This is a genomic window from Levilactobacillus zymae DSM 19395 (assembly GCF_001434115.1).
Classification (GTDB): domain Bacteria; phylum Bacillota; class Bacilli; order Lactobacillales; family Lactobacillaceae; genus Levilactobacillus; species Levilactobacillus zymae.
In genome coordinates this window covers 1-19,044 of the sequence record NZ_AZDW01000033.1, presented here as the reverse complement: position 1 = coordinate 19,044, position 19,044 = coordinate 1, and the positions used below count along the sequence as shown (strand labels likewise).

16 protein-coding genes and 2 tRNA genes are annotated in these 19,044 nt (G+C 51.7%); 14 read left to right on the top strand and 4 right to left on the bottom strand.

Annotation, left to right across the window (positions count from 1 at the left end; translation table 11 throughout):
• Nucleotides 1-571: 571 nt before the first annotated feature.
• Both FD38_RS07640 and FD38_RS07635 read left to right on the top strand, forming a co-directional pair.
• A complete protein-coding gene (locus FD38_RS07640) occupies nucleotides 572-1,015 on the top strand; it encodes a hypothetical protein (RefSeq protein WP_057732931.1) in 444 nt (147 codons plus the stop codon).
• A gap of 211 nt (nucleotides 1,016-1,226) precedes the next feature.
• Nucleotides 1,227-2,996 (top strand): ABC transporter ATP-binding protein, encoded by a 1,770-nt coding sequence (locus tag FD38_RS07635; protein ID WP_057732929.1) that lies wholly within the window; start codon nucleotides 1,227-1,229, stop codon nucleotides 2,994-2,996.
• A gap of 49 nt (nucleotides 2,997-3,045) precedes the next feature.
• Here FD38_RS07635 and FD38_RS07630 read toward each other — a convergent pair whose 3' ends face one another.
• Together FD38_RS07630 and FD38_RS07625 are read right to left on the bottom strand one after the other, a co-directional pair.
• The gene (locus tag FD38_RS07630) at nucleotides 3,046-3,549 is read right to left on the bottom strand and encodes a methylated-DNA--[protein]-cysteine S-methyltransferase (RefSeq protein ID WP_057732927.1); all 504 of its coding nucleotides are present in this window, start codon (nucleotides 3,547-3,549) and stop codon (nucleotides 3,046-3,048) included.
• Nucleotides 3,550-3,563: 14 nt separating this feature from the next.
• Nucleotides 3,564-4,100, bottom strand: a complete 537-nt coding sequence (locus FD38_RS07625; RefSeq protein WP_057732925.1) for a flavodoxin family protein — start codon at nucleotides 4,098-4,100, stop codon at nucleotides 3,564-3,566.
• Nucleotides 4,101-4,315: 215 nt separating this feature from the next.
• Between FD38_RS07625 and FD38_RS07620 the strand changes: the two genes are divergently transcribed.
• The 3 genes from FD38_RS07620 (at nucleotide 4,316) to FD38_RS07610 (ending at nucleotide 7,913) form a co-directional block, all read left to right on the top strand.
• On the top strand, nucleotides 4,316-5,491 hold the full coding sequence (locus tag FD38_RS07620) for an MDR family MFS transporter (protein ID WP_057732923.1): 1,176 nt from the start codon (nucleotides 4,316-4,318) through the stop codon (nucleotides 5,489-5,491).
• 64 nt (nucleotides 5,492-5,555) lie between these two features.
• Nucleotides 5,556-5,831, top strand: a complete 276-nt coding sequence (locus tag FD38_RS07615) for a hypothetical protein (protein WP_057732921.1) — start codon at nucleotides 5,556-5,558, stop codon at nucleotides 5,829-5,831.
• A gap of 459 nt (nucleotides 5,832-6,290) precedes the next feature.
• Complete coding sequence (locus FD38_RS07610) at nucleotides 6,291-7,913, top strand: peptide ABC transporter substrate-binding protein (protein WP_057732919.1); 1,623 nt, start codon at nucleotides 6,291-6,293, stop codon at nucleotides 7,911-7,913.
• Between the two features lie 188 nt (nucleotides 7,914-8,101).
• On the opposite strand, the gene FD38_RS07605 is transcribed toward FD38_RS07610, so the two are convergent.
• Nucleotides 8,102-8,174: transfer RNA gene (locus FD38_RS07605), tRNA-Lys, on the bottom strand.
• Between the two features lie 163 nt (nucleotides 8,175-8,337).
• Nucleotides 8,338-8,410, bottom strand: a tRNA-Lys gene (locus tag FD38_RS07600).
• Between the two features lie 579 nt (nucleotides 8,411-8,989).
• On the opposite strand from FD38_RS07600, the gene yycF reads away from it, so the two are divergent.
• The 9 genes from yycF to FD38_RS07560 all read left to right on the top strand — a co-directional run bounded on the left by yycF (nucleotide 8,990) and on the right by FD38_RS07560 (nucleotide 18,998).
• Complete coding sequence (gene yycF, locus FD38_RS07595; RefSeq protein WP_057732917.1) at nucleotides 8,990-9,706, top strand: response regulator YycF; 717 nt, start codon at nucleotides 8,990-8,992, stop codon at nucleotides 9,704-9,706.
• Nucleotides 9,707-9,750: 44 nt separating this feature from the next.
• On the top strand, nucleotides 9,751-11,607 hold the full coding sequence (gene walK, locus FD38_RS07590) for a cell wall metabolism sensor histidine kinase WalK (protein ID WP_057732915.1): 1,857 nt from the start codon (nucleotides 9,751-9,753) through the stop codon (nucleotides 11,605-11,607).
• Nucleotides 11,594-12,886 (top strand): YycH family regulatory protein, encoded by a 1,293-nt coding sequence (locus FD38_RS07585; RefSeq protein WP_057732913.1) that lies wholly within the window; start codon nucleotides 11,594-11,596, stop codon nucleotides 12,884-12,886. The genes walK and FD38_RS07585 overlap by 14 nt, the downstream gene beginning before the upstream one ends.
• Before the next feature lie 24 nt (nucleotides 12,887-12,910).
• Complete coding sequence (locus tag FD38_RS07580) at nucleotides 12,911-13,765, top strand: two-component system regulatory protein YycI (protein ID WP_057732910.1); 855 nt, start codon at nucleotides 12,911-12,913, stop codon at nucleotides 13,763-13,765.
• Nucleotides 13,766-14,165: 400 nt separating this feature from the next.
• On the top strand, nucleotides 14,166-14,981 hold the full coding sequence (locus tag FD38_RS07575) for an MBL fold metallo-hydrolase (RefSeq protein WP_057732908.1): 816 nt from the start codon (nucleotides 14,166-14,168) through the stop codon (nucleotides 14,979-14,981).
• 233 nt (nucleotides 14,982-15,214) lie between these two features.
• Nucleotides 15,215-16,558: a S1C family serine protease gene (locus tag FD38_RS07570; RefSeq protein ID WP_083485311.1), complete on the top strand. Its 1,344-nt coding sequence runs from the start codon at nucleotides 15,215-15,217 to the stop codon at nucleotides 16,556-16,558.
• A 666-nt stretch (nucleotides 16,559-17,224) separates the two neighbouring features.
• Nucleotides 17,225-17,353: a hypothetical protein gene (locus FD38_RS13090; RefSeq protein ID WP_263862345.1), complete on the top strand. Its 129-nt coding sequence runs from the start codon at nucleotides 17,225-17,227 to the stop codon at nucleotides 17,351-17,353.
• 233 nt (nucleotides 17,354-17,586) lie between these two features.
• Nucleotides 17,587-18,066, top strand: coding sequence for a 23S rRNA (pseudouridine(1915)-N(3))-methyltransferase RlmH (gene rlmH, locus FD38_RS07565; RefSeq protein ID WP_045807714.1), 480 nt, complete (start codon nucleotides 17,587-17,589; stop codon nucleotides 18,064-18,066).
• Nucleotides 18,067-18,110: 44 nt separating this feature from the next.
• On the top strand, nucleotides 18,111-18,998 hold the full coding sequence (locus FD38_RS07560) for a hypothetical protein (RefSeq protein ID WP_057732905.1): 888 nt from the start codon (nucleotides 18,111-18,113) through the stop codon (nucleotides 18,996-18,998).
• Nucleotides 18,999-19,044 lie beyond the last annotated feature (46 nt).

Below are 19,044 nucleotides of genomic sequence, written 5' to 3'. Positions count from 1 at the left end.
TCGGTTGCTTCTACCAAAGATTAACAATCTTTTTTCATGTACTCCTCCTCCCCTGGAATAATGAAAAAATAGTTAACGTCATTTTAATGACGTTACCCCTACTCCGATGACCATCGCTTTCCCCGAGCGATGGTTTTTCTTTGGCCAAAAATTAGAAGTTGTAGTAGACGAACCGTAGTGCTAATGGGGATAAAACTGGTCGCCCTCCGGCGCTCGGGGGCTGGAACGCTTGCGGGCACAACTTCAAGCCTCGTAAAAATCACGAGTCTTGAAGATTGGCCTTATTCTAGGTCGGGAAAATAACCCGACCTAGAATAATTTCGCTGGCTGAGCCCCTGATCGCCTCCAGGCTGTGCATAGACTAATCGAAATTACGATTATTTTAGTGGCAACGTAGCATGGTCTTCAATTTTTCACTAGATAAAATTCATAAAAATTTTTGGATGTTCATGGATTGAATAGATTATAGATAACTTTTGAGTAATACTATCCTAACGGTACTGGAGTACTGTAAACTTAGGGATAACGACTTAAAGTTGTTCTTTAAGCATATCGGGGGAGTGAGTTAGTTGTGAACATAGAAGAATATCGGCAAACTATTACACCGCTTAATAAGGAAATTAATTATCAGACATCTCAAATGGCTAATCAGGTATACAAATTAGCCAAGGAAAATAATGACGATTTAAAGCAATTAATCGTCGACCCAGATTTTAATTTCTATAATATAAATGGAAAGTTCCTATCTACTGAGACGATGTCTGTAGAACTTTTTTCATATGGAAATGAGAAAATCTATTTTGATACGTCTAGGGAGAAAATCGTCTATTATCAGTACGATTCTTCTATTCAAATGAAGTTACCACAACCAGTTTCTAAAGAACTTTTGTGTAGCATGTTTGAGGATATAGATTGCTATAAGAATGCTGTTCACGTCTTAGGTTTATCCGGTGTGTTAGAGTTAAGCGTCAAAGAACGATCTGATATATTGAAGTCCATTACAAGCGAAGATTAATTTATCCCACGCGGTAACCCCAGCACCACCCGGGTTGCCGCGTATTTTTCGTAAATTAGTTAGAAAAATAGTTAGTTTTAGTTGTATTTATCTAACTAAAGGGTTAAGATAATGGCCATGCAGTTGAAGTTAAGCAGCCGGTCAGCGACTCGCTCGCGCCGACCACGCCGCCATCAACCATTAAACTTAACCAAGTTAGAGGGGATTTAACATGGAACGTCGCGTCACCGCGCCGCGCACGGCGCCAACCCGGTCCGCCGGGAAATTTAACCTGAAAGCATTTTTACACCTGATTCGACAAACGCAACCGAAATATTGGCAACTCTGGGTGGGCTTGGCCCTAGGCCTGGTTGCCACCGGCGCACAACTGGCCGCCCCGAAGTTTGCCCAAACTTTGATCAACGGCTTCAGTCACGGCATCAATCAAGGTCTACTGGGCCTGATCATCGGCCTGTTCGTTCTGAGCGCCCTGATCAGCGCTCTTTCCGGGGCCTTGCTGGGGATCTTTGGCGAAAACGTGGTCGCTAACCTGCGGAAGACCTTGTGGCAAAAGCTGGTTCGGCTGCGGGTCAGCTACTTCGACAGCGTCAAGACCGGGGAGATGACCTCCCGGCTAGTCAACGATTCGACGCAGATCAAGAATCTACTGGCCAATTCGTTTCCCCAGATGGTCACGTCGCTACTCCAGTTGTTAGGCGCCTTGGTCATCATGGCGTTGATGGACTGGAAGATGACGGCCATCATGTTTATCGCCTTACCGTTACTGATGGCCATCATGTTACCGGTGATGCGGCTGAGTAGTAAGGTCGGCCGCCAGCGTCAAGACGCGCTGGCCACCTTTAGCGGGAGCACCAACGATACGTTGAGTGAGATTCGCCTGGTCAAGTCGTCCAATGCCGAAGCCTACGAAACCCAAACCGGTTTTGCTCAAATCAAGCAGCTCTACCGTATCGGCCTCAAGGAAGCCGTGTACGATTCCATCGCGAGCCCAATCATGACGGCCGGCATGTTGGCGTTGTTTGTCGGCGTGCTGGTCTACGCCGCGGCTCGGGTGGCCGACGGGTCGATGAGCATGGGGACGTTGGTGTCGTTTCTGATGTACCTGTTCCAAATCGTGGGTCCCGCCGGCATGCTGGCGCGGTTCTTCACCGACTTGTCCAAGGCTAACGGCTCGACTGAACGGGTCCGCGACCTACTGAACGAACCCGAGGAAGCCTTGACGGTCGGGACGACCCAACCCGTTACCGACCACACGTTACGCTTGCAACACGTGGACTTCGCCTACGAAGACAACGGCCAACCCGTGCTACACGACATCGACATCGAAGCCAAGCCCAACACGGTGGTGGCCTTTGCCGGACCTTCCGGTGGGGGAAAATCGACCATCTTTGGTCTGTTAGAACGCTACTACCAACCGACCGCCGGGAAGGTCTTGCTGGACGACCAGGACGTCAACGACCTGAGTCTCACGGATTGGCGTTCCCAAATCGGGTACGTCAGCCAGGACTCCGCCATCATGGCCGGCACGATTCGCCACAATCTGACCTACGGCTTGGCCCAGGACTTTACCGACGAGCAACTCTGGCACGTCTTGCACCTGGCCTATGCCGACCAATTCGTTCACGACATGCCAGCGGGCCTGGATACTCAGGTGGGCGAACGGGGCGTCAAGGTCAGTGGCGGACAACGTCAACGTTTGGCGATTGCGCGGGCGTTTCTGCGTGACCCTAAGATCTTGATGCTCGACGAGGCCACGGCTAGTCTGGATTCCGAATCCGAGGCCATGGTACAAAAGGCGCTGGGCCAACTGATGCGGGTCCGGACCACGCTGATTATCGCCCACCGGCTGAGCACCATCGTGGATGCCGATAACATCTACTTCATCGACCACGGGCAGGTCAGCGGCCACGGGACCCACCAGGAACTGATGGACCGGTTACCGCTGTACCGCGATTACGTCAAAATTCAATTTAAGGACTAAAATTAAAGCGCCGCGAAGACCCGTGAGTCTCCGTGGCGCTTTTTGCAAATTAACGAGTTAACGTCGCCGCGTCGTGACCTTCCAGGGTCAATAGCGCGATCTTGCGGTCGAGGCCGCCGGCGTAACCGGTCAGTTCTCCGTGACGACCGAGCACGCGGTGACAAGGGATGACGATGGACAACGGGTTGTGGCCCACGGCGCCGCCGACCGCGCGGACCGCGGTGGGCTGGCCCAATTGGTCGGCAAGCTGTTGGTAGGTCACCGTTTGGCCGTAGGGAATCTGGGTCAAGCCCTGTAAGACCCGAGCCCGAAAGTCGGTGACTTCCGGTTGGAGCGGCAGGTCGAACGGCGAGGGTGCCTGGCCGTCGAAGTAGGCACGCAACCAGTCTAACGCCAGGGTGAGCGGCGCGGTACTGCCGGTGGGAATGGCGGTTAGGTCGTAGTCGGCGCCAAAGTGTTGCTGGTCGGCAAACCAGAGACCGTAGAGGGCTTGGTCGTCGCCTAACAGGGTCAGAGGTCCTAACGGTGACGGGGTGGTGAGTTGATAACGCATGGCGGTTTCTCCTTTTAATTGGTAGTAAGGGTTAAAATCTGGCGGAGTTTCTGGGCGTCGGCTGGTAAGACCGGAAGCTTGGCAACGTCGCCGGGAAGGTCCGCAACGGCCGTGGCGGTGCCCATGAAGGTCATTTTGAGCCAGTCACAGGACAACTTGACCGACTGTTCGATGATTGGTTGGGCCTTATGTACCGGATCGTCGGCGCCCACAATCAAGAGACAGAGGCGTTTACCGGCAAACGATACGCCGTGACTGAAGCTGTCGAACCAGCGGTCAATGAAGACCTTTAGCTGCCCGCTCATGTTGTACCAGTAGACCGGTGTGCTCAACACGATGGTGTCAGCGGCCTGAAATTGCGCAAAGAGTTGGGCGTAGTCGTCGCTGGCATCGCCCTGGGGCTGGTCGGTCTCGCGGGTATCGCGTTCAAAGTTGAGGTGCGCGTCCGCGAGGTGCAGGGTTTGGTGGGGAATCCCCACCAGCAGGCGTTCGCCAAATGCGGCGGAATTACTGTGGGGTCGCGAAGACCCGTCAATCAAAAGTGTCGTCATGGGTCACTTACCTCCTTTATAACTCCTAGTGTAGGGAAGCGTCATGTGAAAATCAATCCTGAGGGTGACTGGTCGGGAGGTGGGCTCCCGTGATAGAATGGGTCTTAATCTGAATCTCATTTAAATTTAATTTGAACGCGGGACCGGAAGTGGTCTCCGGCCGCTAGCGGGGTTAAATTTGAATCACTATTACTATCCGAAGGGGAGGCTATCAGATGCGAGAAATTCGGCTGCGCTGGCTACTGCTGGGGGAACTCTTCAGTAGTGTCGGCATGAGTTTTATCTGGCCACTCACGACCATCTACCTACATAACCATCTGGGCATTTCCTTGACCCAGGTCGGCGTGATCTTACTATTTTATTCCTTAGCCAACGTGATTGGCAGCGTCATCGGGGGCCGCATGTTCGACCGCCTGAATCCTTTTTACCTGACCATCGGTGGGGTCGGCGTGTCGTTAGCGACCATGCTGGTGCTGGTCTTCAGCCACGGTTGGCCGGCCTTTCCGATTGCGTTACTCTTCTTAGGGTTTTCCTCGGGTTGGACGCTGACCATGGTCAACTCGCTGGGGACCACGATCCACAGTCGCGACGGGCGCTACATTTTTAATATGTTGTATTTCGCCCAAAACTTCGGGATTGTCATCGGGACCGCGATGGTCGGGTTCGTCTACAGCATCAGTATCACCTTGCTGTTCAGCATTGCGGCCAGCCTGTTCGTGGCCTTCATGGTGGTGGTCCTCAGTACCTACCACGTGCCGGCCGTGATGCACCGGCAGGTCCGCGAAAAGGAGACCCAAACGGTGACCTTACCCAAGGCCAACCGCTACATCATGGGGACCTTCTTCATTTCGCTGGTCATCATCTGGATCATGTACGAACAATGGAACTCCAACCTGTCCGTCTACATGACCGGAATGGGCATCCTGATGCGCGACTACAGTCTGTTATGGACCATCAACGCCACGCTGATTGTGGTGTTCCAGGCATTGTTAAATTGGTTGTCTAACTTCTTCACCAACCTGTATCTGCAGGTGTACGCCGGCATCGTTTTCGTGGCGTTGTCGTTTGTCACCCTGATTTTTGCCAAGGACTACCTGCACTTCGTAATTGCCATGGTGATCTTGACCATGGGTGAGGCCACGGCCTTTCCCGCCATCCCGGCGATTGTCAACAGTCTGACGCCGACCGTGGTCAAGGGCAAGTATCAGGGGATGGCCAACGCCTGGGCTTCAATGGGCCGGGCACTAGGACCGCTGTTTGGGGGCCTGGTCATCGACTACGTGTCCTATACGGCACTGTTCATCGTGGCGGCGGTGGCTAACCTGATTGTCCTGGGGGTCAACGTCTTAGTGATTACGGGTAATCAGCACCGCGTCGAACTTTATAAATAAAATAGTATTGATTGGGTGTATAATATCCTTAGAGCATCGGAATATTGTTATTAGGGGAATGAACATGAAAAAAATTATCCGGGGAATGAGCGGACTGTTACTGGGTCTGGTCGCGGGGTTTTTCCTGTGGGGAACCCATACCGCGCAGAACCAGTCGACCGTGACGGACTCGGTAGTCCAGCCGACGTCGGGCCAAACGGCGGTCCAGTTGACCGATTCAAGTGGGCATCACGGTCACGTGGAGATGAAGACGCAGACGACTACTAGTCAAGCGGGGAAGACGGTCAGTCGCGAAACCACTACCATGACGTATCAGCACCAGCATCCGTATCATCACTAATGAATATGATGGAAAATAAGTCGATTAATTTGCCATAAAATAGCTTTTATACAAAACGGCGACCCTACGCGAATAAGGGGTCGTCGTTTTTTTACGCGAATATTCAGAATTTATGCACTAAAATGAATGTTTATAAAATACTTGACGCTTAAAATGAATGGTGATACTTTATATATAAATAAAAAGCAAAGAGCAAGTCGAGAAGAGTAACGGGGCGGAGCCGCCCAGCAAGTTCGGAGAGCTGACAGCCGAACCCGCGAACCCCCGTGAAGCGCATCTGGACATCGTCACGGTGAATTCCTAGTAGCCGTGACCGAACCGTGGTCGTTACCCCACGCGCACTTTTGAGGAGTGCATTGAGTGAAAAAACAAGGTGGTACCGCGACGCATTCGCCCTTGTTGACCGGAACGGGTCAACGAGGACGGGTGCGTTTTTTTGGCGATTAAGGAGCGATGACGATGAACAAACAAATGATGGGATTAGGATTAAGTTTAGGGTTACTGGCCATTGTGGGCCTGGCCGGTTGTGGGACCACGCAGGCGCAGAGCAAGAGTAAGGATGCCACGTTGGGCGTCACGTTGGTGGGTAATCCCGCCACGGCGGACCCGGCCATTTCCGGGGACGTCAACAGTTCCAGTATGATTGCGCAGACCGAAGAGGGCCTGTACACCCTGGATAAGAACGGTAAGGTCGTGGCCGGGGTCGCCGAAAAGGTGGTCAAGCCCACGCAAAACGGCACCGTTTATACCTTTAAGATCAAAAAGAACGCCAAGTGGCAAAACGGTGACCCCGTGACCGCCCAGGACTTCGTGACCTCGTTTGATTGGCAGGTCAATCCTAAGTCTAAGTCCCAAGTCGCCAACAAGCTGAAGTATTTGAAGAACTACGCCGCCGTCCAGAGTGGCAAGTTAGATCCCAGCAAGTTAGGCGTCAAGGCGCTCAACGCCAACACGTTGCAGTTGACCCTGTCCAAGCCGCAACCCTGGTTGCCCGATATTCTGGCCACGGCTGAATACCCGATGAAGACGGACCTTTTCAAGAAGTATGGCAGTCACTACGGCACCTCGGCCGCGAAGACCATGTCCGAAGGGGCCTACAAGTTGGTCGGTTGGAGCGGAAACAGTGACAGTTGGACCTACGTGAAGAACGACCATTACTGGAACGCTAAGAACGTCCAGATCCCGAAGGTCAGCGTGCAGGTCGTCAAGGATGCCGGCACGGCGGTCAACCTGTTCAAGTCGGGCAAGGTTCAAGAAACTTACCTGACCGGCCAATACATCAAGCAAAACGCCAAGAACCCGGAAATGACCACCACGTTGAACAGTTCGATGCGGTTCCTCGAATTTAACGACAAGCGGACCGTGACGCATAACACCAAGGTACGGCAGGCCTTCTCGTACATCGTGAACCGGAACCAGGTCACCAATAACGTGTTGCAGGACGGGTCGCAGGCCGCCAAGAGTCTGATTCCGACCGGCGACGGGAACGACCCGCAGACCGGCGAGGACTTCGCCAAGGAAGTCGGCAACTTGGTCAGTTACAATCCTAAGAAGGCCACGGCCCTGTGGACCCAAGCCAAAAAGGAATTGGGGATTAAGAAGGCAAACCTGGAACTTCTGACGGCCGACACGGACGAACAACAACACGTGGCCCAATACCTGCAACAACAGGCGCAAAAGTACATGCCGGGCCTGACCATTTCCATCAAGGCTTTGCCACTGGCCCAACAGATCAACAAGGGTTCGCAAGGTAATTACGATATCGACTTGGACGGCTGGACCACCGACTGGCGGGATCCCGCAGACTTCTTACAAATGGCTGACGGGACCAGTTCCGTCAACTTCACCAAGTGGGACAACGCCCATTTCACCAATTTAATGAGTGAAATCGACAATACGGCCAAATACACCACGCAACAACGGTGGAATTTAATGAAGGAAGCCGATACCTACGTGACCCAGCAGGCCGGCTTGGTGCCGCTGTATCAACAGGCGAAGGCGCACCTGGTCTCCAAGCAGGTCGGTGGATTGAAGTACACCATGATGAGCGACGCGCAATACAAGTACGCTTATTGGAAGTAAACTTTTAAATCAAGTGTGTGGGCAAGGCGGTGACGACCAGTGAGTCGGCGCCGCCTTTTTATGCAGTTAGTCAAAAAGCACCAGTCGGCGAGGACCGGTGCGGCGAGTGAATAAGCATTCTTAAAATGGATAAATACTCGGGACACAAAAAAAACCGCCATCATCGTTGATAGCGGTTTTCGATATGATGGGCAGTCAGGGGATCGAACCCTGGACCCACGGATTAAGAGTCCGTTGCTCTGCCAGCTGAGCTAACTGCCCATATCTTTTCAACGAAAATAATCATATCATGTTTGCCGGGGGTGATGCAAGCTTTTTTTGAAAAAAGTTGATTTTTATACAATCGGGCCTAACGACGGCCATAAAAAAATCAGCAGGCACGAAGTCAATTCTTCGTACGAGCTGATTAATGGTAAAGATATGATGGGCAGTCAGGGGATCGAACCCTGGACCCACGGATTAAGAGTCCGTTGCTCTGCCAGCTGAGCTAACTGCCCATATCTTTTCGACGAGAACTATCATAGCATGTCAGCTAAGGGGACGCAATCCTTTTTGTCAAAAAATTTGGCCTAAATTTGGATTTTTTTAAATTATAGGGTGATGGAGTAGATTAAATCCTGAATTTAACGGTTTGATCTCGTGTCACCAGCCCGCAGATTCGATAAAAGATTAATTAATTGCCTATAAAATAGTTTATTTCGAGTGTCAATAACAGCAACAATCATCTTCTGGATTAGGGTGATCGGAGTATTTCCTGGGAAATTTTAAATTAAGGGCAGCTTAAAGCCGTGATGGAGCAGCCCTGAAACCAGCTGCCGGATGTGTTATAATTCAAGTAGCGCCCGAATGAATTCGTTACCCGGAAGTTTATCGGGACGAACGGCGCTCTTGAGATTCACGCGGGTCATCCTGGTGGTGGCCCCATATTCCTTGACTTTAAACGAGAGTAACTTGCAACAACTTAATGGAGTGGTCCCACTGACGATGGTTTTGTGACATCCAGTGGTTGACCTGCCGATAATCCTGCAATTATCGGATTGATCTGTCTTTTTTCCTTAAGGAGGAAATTTTTAATTATGGCCAAAAAAATTCTAGTAGTCGACGACGAGAAGCCCATTTCAGATATCATGAAGTTTAGCCTAGAAAAGGAAGGCTACGAAGTCGATGTCGCTTACGACGGCGAAGCGGCCCTGCAACACGTTGAAGAAAACACCCCGGATCTGGTGATCTTGGACCTGATGCTGCCAAAGGTGGACGGCCTGGAAGTCGCCCGGGAAATCCGGAAGAAGCACGACATGCCCATCATCATGGTCACGGCCAAGGACTCCGAATTAGATAAGGTTCTAGGCCTGGAATTAGGGGCCGACGACTACGTTACCAAGCCGTTCTCTAACCGGGAATTAGTTGCCCGGGTCAAGGCGAACTTGCGGCGACAAAACACCGCGGCGCACGCCCAACCCGAAGAACCCGAAAACCAAGACATCGAAATCGGGGATTTGACGATTCACCCCGAGGCTTACTCCGTGTCTAAGCGTGGCGCCAACATTGAATTGACCCACCGGGAGTTCGAACTCTTGCACTACCTGGCCCAACACATCGGCCAAGTCATGACCCGTGAACACCTGCTCCAGACGGTTTGGGGCTACGATTACTTCGGTGACGTGCGGACCGTCGACGTGACGGTGCGGCGACTACGAGAAAAAATTGAGGACAGTCCTTCGCATCCCACTTGGTTGGTCACGCGCCGTGGCGTGGGGTACTATCTGCGCAACCCTGATTCCGATCAGGCTTAAGCTGGCGGTAACGCTAAATCTTTGGCGGAGGAGCATGTAACTTCGTGAATAGCAAAATTAGATTCTTTCAATCGATTCATTTTAAAATCGCGTTGGTCTTTGCGTTACTGCTGCTACTGACGTTGGAAATCGTCGGGGCCGTCTTCGTGCGGCAACTGGAACACCAAAACCTGAACACGTTCAAGGCACAACAGGTGGTCCAGACCTACATCGTGAACCGCTTATCTGATGAATTGGCGGGCACCAATACCACCAAGTCAGACAAGCAGATCAAGTCGACGCTGTCCGAAATCACTAACACCAACAACGCCCAGATTCGGGTGATCGACAACAAGGGGACCATCCGGGGCACTAACGAGGTGGATAACCAGGGGATTGTCGGGCAGAAGACCACCGATAGTGATATTAAAAATTCGATTTACAACAACCGCGACGTGGTCCGGACGACCTATAACTCGCAGAATAATAGCCGCTACTACACCACGATTACCCGGATCATTCGGACCCAGGGCAACAACAGTGATTTAGTCGGGGTCATTTATATGCGGGCGAGTCTGGACTCCGTCTACCAAAACATTAACCAGATTACGCTGATTTACGTGTCGGCGACGTTCGTGGCCATCATTTTAGGACTGGTCATGGCGATTATTATTTCCCGGGCAATTACCCGGCCCATCGATGAAATGAAGAAGCAGACGTTGCGTATCGCCCGGGGGGACTACTCCGGCCACGTGCACGTCTACGGTAACGATGAGCTGGGTCAATTGGCCAGTGCCGTCAATAACCTGTCCGTGCGGGTCGAAGAGGCTCAAGAATCCACGGAATCGGAACGGCGGCGGTTGGACTCCGTGATGGCTCACATGACGGATGGGGTCATTGCCACAGACCGACGCGGGAACGTCACGATCATCAACGAAACGGCCAGCAGCTTCTTGGACACCGACAGCGACGATGCGGTTGGCAAGTCCATCTTGGATCTTTTGGCGATTCGGCAAGACTACACCTTGCGCGAACTACTCGAAGATCCCGATGACCTCGTGCTGGACTTTTCGACCAAGGGACACGACCTGATTTTACAGGCCTACTTCTCCTTGATTCAGCGCGAATCCGGTTTTATTTCCGGAATCGTGTGCGTCCTCCATGATGTCACCGAACAACAAAAAATCGACCAAGACCGTAAGCAATTCGTGTCCAACGTGTCTCACGAGCTGCGGACGCCGCTGACCAGTGTGCGTTCGTACATCGAAGCGTTGTCCGAAGGGGCCTGGAAGGATCCCAAGGTGGCTCCTGATTTCTTGAAGGTCACCCAGGAAGAAACCGACCGGATGATCCGGATGATCAACGACCTGCTGACGCTGTCGCGGATGGACTCCGGGACGCAGAAGCTGGATCTGGAAATGGTCAATTTAAACGAGCTCTATAACTACGTCCTGGACCGGTTCGATATGATGATCAAGCAAGACGATCATCCGGAGAAGACCTACACCATCAAACGCGAGTTTACCAAGCGCGACTTGTGGGTCGAAATCGATACCGACCGGTTCACGCAGGTGCTGGATAACTTGATGAACAACGCCATCAAGTATTCCCCGGACGGTGGGGTGATTACCTGCCGGCTCCTGGAGACGCATAACAACGTGATTTTAAGCGTGTCTGACCAAGGCCTGGGGATTCCGCGGGCCGATATTCCACGGATCTTCGACCGGTTCTACCGGGTCGATAAAGCCCGTTCACGGGCCCAAGGTGGAACGGGGTTAGGGTTAGCTATTTCCCGGGAAGTTGTCCAAATGTTAGGCGGCCGGATTTGGGTCGATAGTCGCGAAGGTCGCGGCTCGACGTTCTACATTTCCTTACCTTACAAGCCGTACGAAGAGGAGGATCTCTGGGATGAAGATAACTAAAATCCTGTTACCGCTGGGATTAACCGTGGCGGTCGCGGTCAGTATTACCTTTTCGGCGTTGATTTGGACCAATCCGGCCCAGTACGAGCATAACCGGCAACGCAGTTCCAACGCGCAGACTACCGAGATTAACGCCCGGCCACAACGCGACGTGTTTTTACCCACGCAGGTGGTGTCGACCGACGCGAACGGCAATCAAGAACTCTTGAATAACCGGAAGATCAACCTGACTACCGAGTTACGCGAGGCCCTCTCCAAGTGGAAACTGGGCCGGCTCACACGGGTCAGCGGGGTGACGCACGCCAAATATATGGGTTACCTGCAACAAAAGGATAGCCTGTTACTGTCGTACGCCAGTCCCGTCGACGTCAAAACCTTCAACACGGTGTTTGGCAGTAAGTTGAGTCGTACCTCGACCCAGTTCTCCCGCATCATGGTGTCACTGGGCGACCAGCCGGCCCTGTACCTGCTGGATGACCGCAAACAGACCGTTTATAAGGTCCGGGTGCGGCAACCCGATGTGTCTGCTCTACGGAAGATCTTGAAGGAAAATCTCTTTCGGATCAACGTGAAGATGCAGTGGCTCAACGATACGGCGATGGCTTACGTCACCAGTCGGGTCACGGTGCCGTCATACAGTTACCTGGTGAACCAGCAGTCATCGGACTACTTCACCACGCGGCTGTTAAACAACGGGGAATCGACCAACGTGACGGCCAAGAAGAACAAGGATAATACCATCTATAGCGATGGCACGTCGCGGCAGCTGACCATCTACAACAAGCTGGGCATGGCCCTGTTTGAAGATTACAGCGCTCTGCAGACGTCGCTGAGCTTCGGCCAACAGTTGACTACCAGCTACAAGGCCGTCAAATCGGTGGGGATTCCCATGGAAAACCTGCGTTACTACGGGTACAGTCCGTCCAAACGGACCATGATCTACCGCAGTTTCGTTGAAGGGTTCCCGATTTTTAACCAGAGTAACTACGGCGCGGCACGGATTCAGCTGCTTTCACAGGGTGTGCGGCGGTACAATTTTTCGCTGTACAGTCTGCAGGTCCCAGTCCCGAACGACAAACGGTCGGTGACGTTACCGGGCACCCAAGCCGTGATTGACCAGCTGAGTTCGGCCGGGTATAGTAAGAAAAAGATTAGCAGTATTCAGCTGGGCTACCAGTGGGCCACCTCGTCGGCTTCCGACAAAGTGGTCGACCTGACGCCGACCTGGTACGTATACTACAACGGCAGCTGGAAGAACTATACCCAGCTACTAAAATAGGCAGGCAAGGAGGGACGGTCCGGCATGGATTTTCGGCGCATTGAGTGGTTGTTTTTAGTCGCCTTTATCGCCATCGATATTTTCCTGTTTGCGGCCTTTCAACGCGATACCACTAGCCAGTCGGATGCGGCCTCGAGCCGCTCGGCCGACAGTGATACCACGATTGTGAAGGAGATGCGGGCAGACAACATTACGTTTAAAACGCCCTCCAAGCAAAGTAGCGAGGGGTACTACATCTCCACGACCAACAGTGCCACGCGGCTCAAGGCCAGCCTGACCAGTCTGACGGACCAGACCGTGCGCTACGACGAGGGGCTGATCACCGCGACATTCAAGACGCCCATCACCAACGTGGATACCCAGCACCCGAACAAGGTCATGGATACCGTGGTCAGTAACAGTGCCCTGATTTTAAACGGGGCCAGCTACCAGTACAACGCGCAATTGTCGAGCCGCAATACGGTGGTCTACACGCAGCGGGTGGCCGACGGGCAGATCTATTCACGGTACGGGCAGTTGCGGTTCAGCCTGACTAACGACGGGACCGTGACCGGCTACACGCAGGGGTATCTGACCGACGTGAAGACGTTGCGGGAAAAGACCGAGACGATTTCGGAACGCAAGGCGTTGATTGGGCTCTATCAATATAACCAGATTCAAAACAACACCAAGGTCGTGTGGACCAAGTTGGCGTACACGCGGTACTTTACCTTGAAGAACAGTAGCGTGTACATCCCGACCTGGGTCATCGCGGTCAAGGCCACCAGCGGAAACAACGCGGGGGTCTTACAGCTCAAACGCGTGAACGCCTTTACGGGAACCATCCTGACTTCGGATAGCAACGTCAAGACGGTCAGCGGGAGCACGACCAGTAGTTAAGTTAGTGAGACAAAGGCGGCCAGTGATGGTCGCCTTTTTTATTAGAGTGGAAACTGGCAGCTTCCGGCCCATTTTGACCCTCCAGCTCACGGAGCATGTTAAGGCAGCCATCGGTTGAGTTGCTCACGGGTAAGTCGGTGGACTAACGGCTGGCTGGATTTTATGGCGTGGCCGCCGGTTAAGGTGACGGTCAGTTAACCATGATTCCCGCTTGTCACCGTGAAAAAAATTCGGTAAAATTTGAAGGAATTATTTTGCGAGTCACCGGTTAATTGGCGTAAGGGGGCCGCTGGGATGGTGGTTGGCAGCGTGGTGGTCGGTCACGGTCACGTAAAACGCGTTACAAGCGTCCCGGAATGCGGTATTATAGCGGTATTAGGTCAAGAGAGGGTTAGATAAAGTGAGTACGCAACAAGTAGACGACTTACGCATCAGCATTTTGTCCAGTGGCAGCACGGGCAACGTTTGTTATGTGGAAAGTCCCAACGAACGCCTGCTGATTGATGCAGGCTTAAGTGGTAAGAAAATTGAAAAACTGATGGGCGATATCGACCGGAGCCTGACCGACGTCAACGCGTTATTGGTGACCCACGAACACACGGATCACCGCAAGGCCGTGGGGATTCTGGCCCGCCGCTACGAACAACTAAACGTCTACGCCAACCAGGGCACCTGGGACGCGATGGCGCCACGCATCGGTAAGGTCGATTTAGCGCAAAAGCATTTGTTTGCGCCGGACACGGTCCAAACCTTTGGCGACATCGACGTGGAGAGTTTCTCGGTCTCCCATGACGCCGCCGAACCCCAGTTTTACGCGTTGCACTACCACGGCAAGACCTTCGTGATCTTGACGGATACCGGCTACGTGTCCGAACACGTGGAGGGCGTCATCAAGGACGCCGACGCCTATCTGCTGGAATGCAACCACGACGTCGAGATGCTGCGGATGGGTGACTATTCGTGGCCGTTGAAGCAACGGATTTTAGGCGACAAGGGGCACCTGTCCAATGAGGAAGGCGCCGATGTGTTGATGGATGTGCTGGGTAACCGCACCAAGAAGATCTACCTGGGGCACCGCAGCCTGCACAACAATATGAAGTCGCTGTGTCATTTGACCGTGGCTTCGATGATGGAAAACAAGGACTTCGGGGTGGGCGACGACTTCAAGCTGATCGATACCAATCCCGAAGAGGCCACCCCGCTGGAAGCCATCTAAAACTTTAAGGACTTCCACGAACTTTCATCGCAAAAAATTCACACTCGCCCGCTAAAATAGGGGGTATAAAATTTTAGATGACCAGCAAGGAGACCGGCGTTTCGCCGATGAATCCGGGCAAGTAACACAGCGTTGCCGGGACGGCCAGTGAGCCAATCATCACGTAAAACGACCAGGGCCCACGGCTGGTGTGATCAGAATATGAGGAGGGTTAGCGCAGACGCGCAAAGACGATGGCTGATAATAACAATAACAACACGCAAAACCAATTTAACGATCAATCACAACCGACGCCGGAGCCAACGCCGCAACCCCGGAAGCGTGGTCAAGTGACCATGACCAAGGTGGCCGTGACGGCGGCAATTGCCGGACTGTTAGGTGGGGGCGTCGCTTACGGGGGCATGAATTACCTCAATAATAGCGGCGTCACCTCGACGGCGGTGCCCGCGGGCTCCAACAAGACGGGTAACACCAAGACGTCGAACGTGACGGTCAACGTGAACACCCAAGCCACCAAGGCCTTTAACCAGGTCAAGGGTGCCATGGTGTCCGTGATTAATTTACAAAAACAAAGCAGTAGTAGTGGCACGTTAGGGGAACTCTTCGGGCAGAGTTCGTCGTCGGGATCGACGTCGAAGTCCGCTTTGGAAGAGGCCTCCGAAGGGTCCGGGGTGGTCTACAAGAAGAGCGGCAACACCGCTTACATCGTGACTAACAACCACGTGGTGTCGGGGTCTTCGGCGCTGCGGGTGGTCACCAGTAGTGGCCAACAACTCCAGGCGAAGTTGGTCGGGAAAGATTCCGTGACCGACCTGGCCGTGTTGAAGGTCAACGGGTCGTCGTTAAAGACCATTGCCTCGTTTGGCGACTCGGATAAGATCAAGGTCGGCGAGACCGCCTTGGCCATCGGGTCACCGCTAGGCAGCCAGTACGCGACCTCACTGACGGAAGGAATCGTCTCCGCCAAGAAGCGGACGATTGAGACCACCAATTCGGCCGGCACCCAAACCGGGAACGCCACGGTTATCCAGACCGATGCCGCCATCAACCCCGGGAACTCCGGTGGGGCGCTGATCAACGTCGGTGGCCAGGTCATCGGGATTACGTCCTCGAAGATTGCCAGCGACACTTCGGGAACCAGCGTCGAGGGGATGGGTTTTGCCATTCCGTCGAACGAAGTGGTCAACATCATCAACCAACTGGTCAAGAAGGGCAAAGTGGTGCGGCCGGCGCTGGGGATTACCTACGTCGACTTAGCCAACGTTTCGTCGTCCCAACAGAAATCAATCCTGAAATTGCCGTCTAGTGTCGACGCCGGGGTCGTGGTCATGAGTACCACGTCCGACTCGCCGGCTAAGAAGGCGGGGTTGACTAAGTACGACGTCATCACCGAACTGGGTGGCCACAAGATCAGCGGCCAGTCCACGCTGCGGGACCTGTTGTACAAGTACAAGTTGAACGATTCGGTCTCGATGACTTATTACCACAACGGTAAGAAGAAGACCACGACCGTGAAATTAACAGAAACGTCGTCCCAACTGAAGAGTTCGTCGACCACGGCTAACTCGGAAAGCTAAAACTTAACGTCAATAGAAGCGGACCTCACGCAGAGTGGGGTCCGCTTTTTGCATGGCCGGAAAAGCCGAAAATTTAGAATGGTTGGAAGCGGTGCAAGCCGGATGGGACCGTCGCCACTCCGAACGAAAAAGGGGGATAGATGGGGGTAATTCAGGTCGAAAAAAAGTGGTGGAAATCCTGTGGATAACTTGTGGATAATTCGATTCACAAACTTGGCGGGAAAATTAGAAATAGTGGAAAACTAAGGATGGTAGCGGTTATTAAGTTATCCACAGGCTGACGAAAAGCGTGGGGATAAGTATGACTGATTGTGAACACTGTTGGCCGAAACGTTGATGGGACAGGGGATGCGGATTGTGCGAACAAACATACGTTTCTGTGGATAACTGTGGATAAGTCGAAAAGGATTGACAAATTAAAAAGAAATAGATGTGGGGGTGGGAAAATTTTCGACCCCCTATATCTGGCATTTTGACGATCGAACCTGTGGATAACTTTGTGAATAAGTCGGGCTGGTTGGGAGAGGTGGGCGGTTGAGTGTCGAGGACACGGAAGTGACGGTTTGGTGCTGGCTGATGGGAGCATTGGAGCGTGTCGTGACCGTTGAATTCGGGGGAGTGGGACGAAAGTAGCTGAATTACTGCATATTTTGAGCGGAATTATTGATGGAACATAGAAAAAAACGGGTGACGGACGGTGGGATTGCCGTGAGTCACCCGTTTTTGCAGGGATGGGGGAATAAAGGCGGGTTACGGAACGTGGTACGGGCCGATGACGTGGAGTTGGGTGGCTGAACGGGAATGTTTCATGTGAAACATCGGGGGACGATTGGATTATGGATTCAGGGGAAAGCCCCTGATAATGGTGCTTTCAATCTACCCTGGGGGGTATCTAGAAAACGGCTGGTAACGGCCATGAAGGGGATTTGCCGGGGTGGTGAGATTCGGGGTATAATCAACCGTAAAGTAGTCGGTTCCGGGAGCGTAGAATTTTATGCACCTGTGGATAACTGAAATTGGAGGACGTTATGAACATCAAGTTTGTGGTGGTAGGTAAGTTAAAGGAGAAGTATTTTAAGCAGGGCATCGCGGAGTACGCCAAGCGACTCTCCCGCTTCTGTAAGTTTTCGATTGTGGAGGTCCCGGACGAGAAGGCCCCGGAGAGTCTCTCCCAGGCGCAGATGGACCAGGTCATGCAGGCGGAAGGCGACCGGATCTTGGAGAAGATTAAGGACCGCGAATACGTCTTTGCGTTGGCCATTCTGGGCAAGGAACGCTCCTCGGAGGAGTTTGCCAAAGAAATTAAGGACCTGACCACGTACGGCCACTCGGATTTAACCTTCGTGATTGGTGGCTCGCTGGGGCTGGCGCCGGAAGTCTTGAAGCGTGCAAACACGCAGATTTCCTTTGGCCGGTTCACGTTGCCCCACCAGTTGATGCGGTTGGTGTTGACGGAGCAGGTGTACCGGGCGTTTATGATTAATGAGGGAAGTCCGTATCATAAGTGATGTGGTTATTTAGTCAGGAATTACTGTGAATGGGTGGATGAGCATTGGATAATAAAAGACCTGAGAGATTTAACAATGAGATGTTCGCATTTGAGGGAAGAAGTAGGACGCAGATAATTAAATGTGTTCCTATGAGTATGCAAGAATTTAACGATGCGAAGAAGTTATTTCCTGTAGTAATGCTGATAGACGAATTACGACGATTATACAAATATGTTGTTATTTCACAGCATAAGTATGCGTACTTTATAAAAAAAACGAAACACGATACTAAAAAAATAGATAGCATTGTAATGCAGAAAATGGTTTGGGATTACGAATCAGTGCTAATAGATTACCTTTTAAAGAGTTCAGTATTTATAAATAATGTACGAACCCATAATAAGGGGTTAATTAATGAAAGCTATCAGTTTGAAGAATTTCGATTTGTAATTATATTGCGTAATTTATTGGAACATAATCAGATTCCTTTAAGTAAAGTAACATATAAGCGGTTATATCATCGTTCTTCAAAAAATGGAAAAATGAAAGAAAAAAGAATATTTATTGCATCAGCGAGAAAAGATATTCTAGTAGATTTCATCAAACAAAAGCATCAGAAGAATTATGTTTCTGATAATATAGCAGCGATAGATGCAATGCCTTCTTTAAAGGATGGAAATATTATTATTTCTGAGGCCATTAAAAAGCATCAAAAAATTATTGCTAATATTTTTGAAAGAGAAATTGGCGAATTAGTTTCAGAAATACCCGACGTGGCTATAGAGGTTCTAGATAAATATTACGATAAAGTCAAAGGTAAAAAGTTTAATCTATCTGGAATTTCGCATTTTTATACGGATGATGATGGAAGAATATATTCATTAGACTCAGAATTTTATATTTTAGAAAGAGAGACTGTTGTATTAATTAACAATCCTTCTAAATCCTGAATTATTCATACCTTCCAAAAAAGTCGTCAGTTTTCATGTTTTTCAA

What these genes read in the sequence shown, in the direction of transcription:
- FD38_RS07635 (WP_057732929.1), top strand. Translation starts at nt 1,227, where the DNA reads ATGGAACGTCGCGTCACCGCGCCGCGCACGGCGCCAACCCGGTCCGCC.
- FD38_RS07630 (WP_057732927.1), bottom strand. Translation starts at nt 3,549, where the DNA reads ATGCGTTATCAACTCACCACCCCGTCACCGTTAGGACCTCTGACCCTG.
- FD38_RS07625 (WP_057732925.1), bottom strand. Translation starts at nt 4,100, where the DNA reads ATGACGACACTTTTGATTGACGGGTCTTCGCGACCCCACAGTAATTCC.
- FD38_RS07620 (WP_057732923.1), top strand. Translation starts at nt 4,316, where the DNA reads ATGCGAGAAATTCGGCTGCGCTGGCTACTGCTGGGGGAACTCTTCAGT.
- FD38_RS07615 (WP_057732921.1), top strand. Translation starts at nt 5,556, where the DNA reads ATGAAAAAAATTATCCGGGGAATGAGCGGACTGTTACTGGGTCTGGTC.
- FD38_RS07610 (WP_057732919.1), top strand. Translation starts at nt 6,291, where the DNA reads ATGAACAAACAAATGATGGGATTAGGATTAAGTTTAGGGTTACTGGCC.
- yycF (WP_057732917.1), top strand. Translation starts at nt 8,990, where the DNA reads ATGGCCAAAAAAATTCTAGTAGTCGACGACGAGAAGCCCATTTCAGAT.
- FD38_RS07585 (WP_057732913.1), top strand. Translation starts at nt 11,594, where the DNA reads ATGAAGATAACTAAAATCCTGTTACCGCTGGGATTAACCGTGGCGGTC.
- FD38_RS07580 (WP_057732910.1), top strand. Translation starts at nt 12,911, where the DNA reads ATGGATTTTCGGCGCATTGAGTGGTTGTTTTTAGTCGCCTTTATCGCC.
- FD38_RS07570 (WP_083485311.1), top strand. Translation starts at nt 15,215, where the DNA reads ATGGCTGATAATAACAATAACAACACGCAAAACCAATTTAACGATCAA.
- FD38_RS13090 (WP_263862345.1), top strand. Translation starts at nt 17,225, where the DNA reads ATGGAACATAGAAAAAAACGGGTGACGGACGGTGGGATTGCCGTGAGT.
- rlmH (WP_045807714.1), top strand. Translation starts at nt 17,587, where the DNA reads ATGAACATCAAGTTTGTGGTGGTAGGTAAGTTAAAGGAGAAGTATTTT.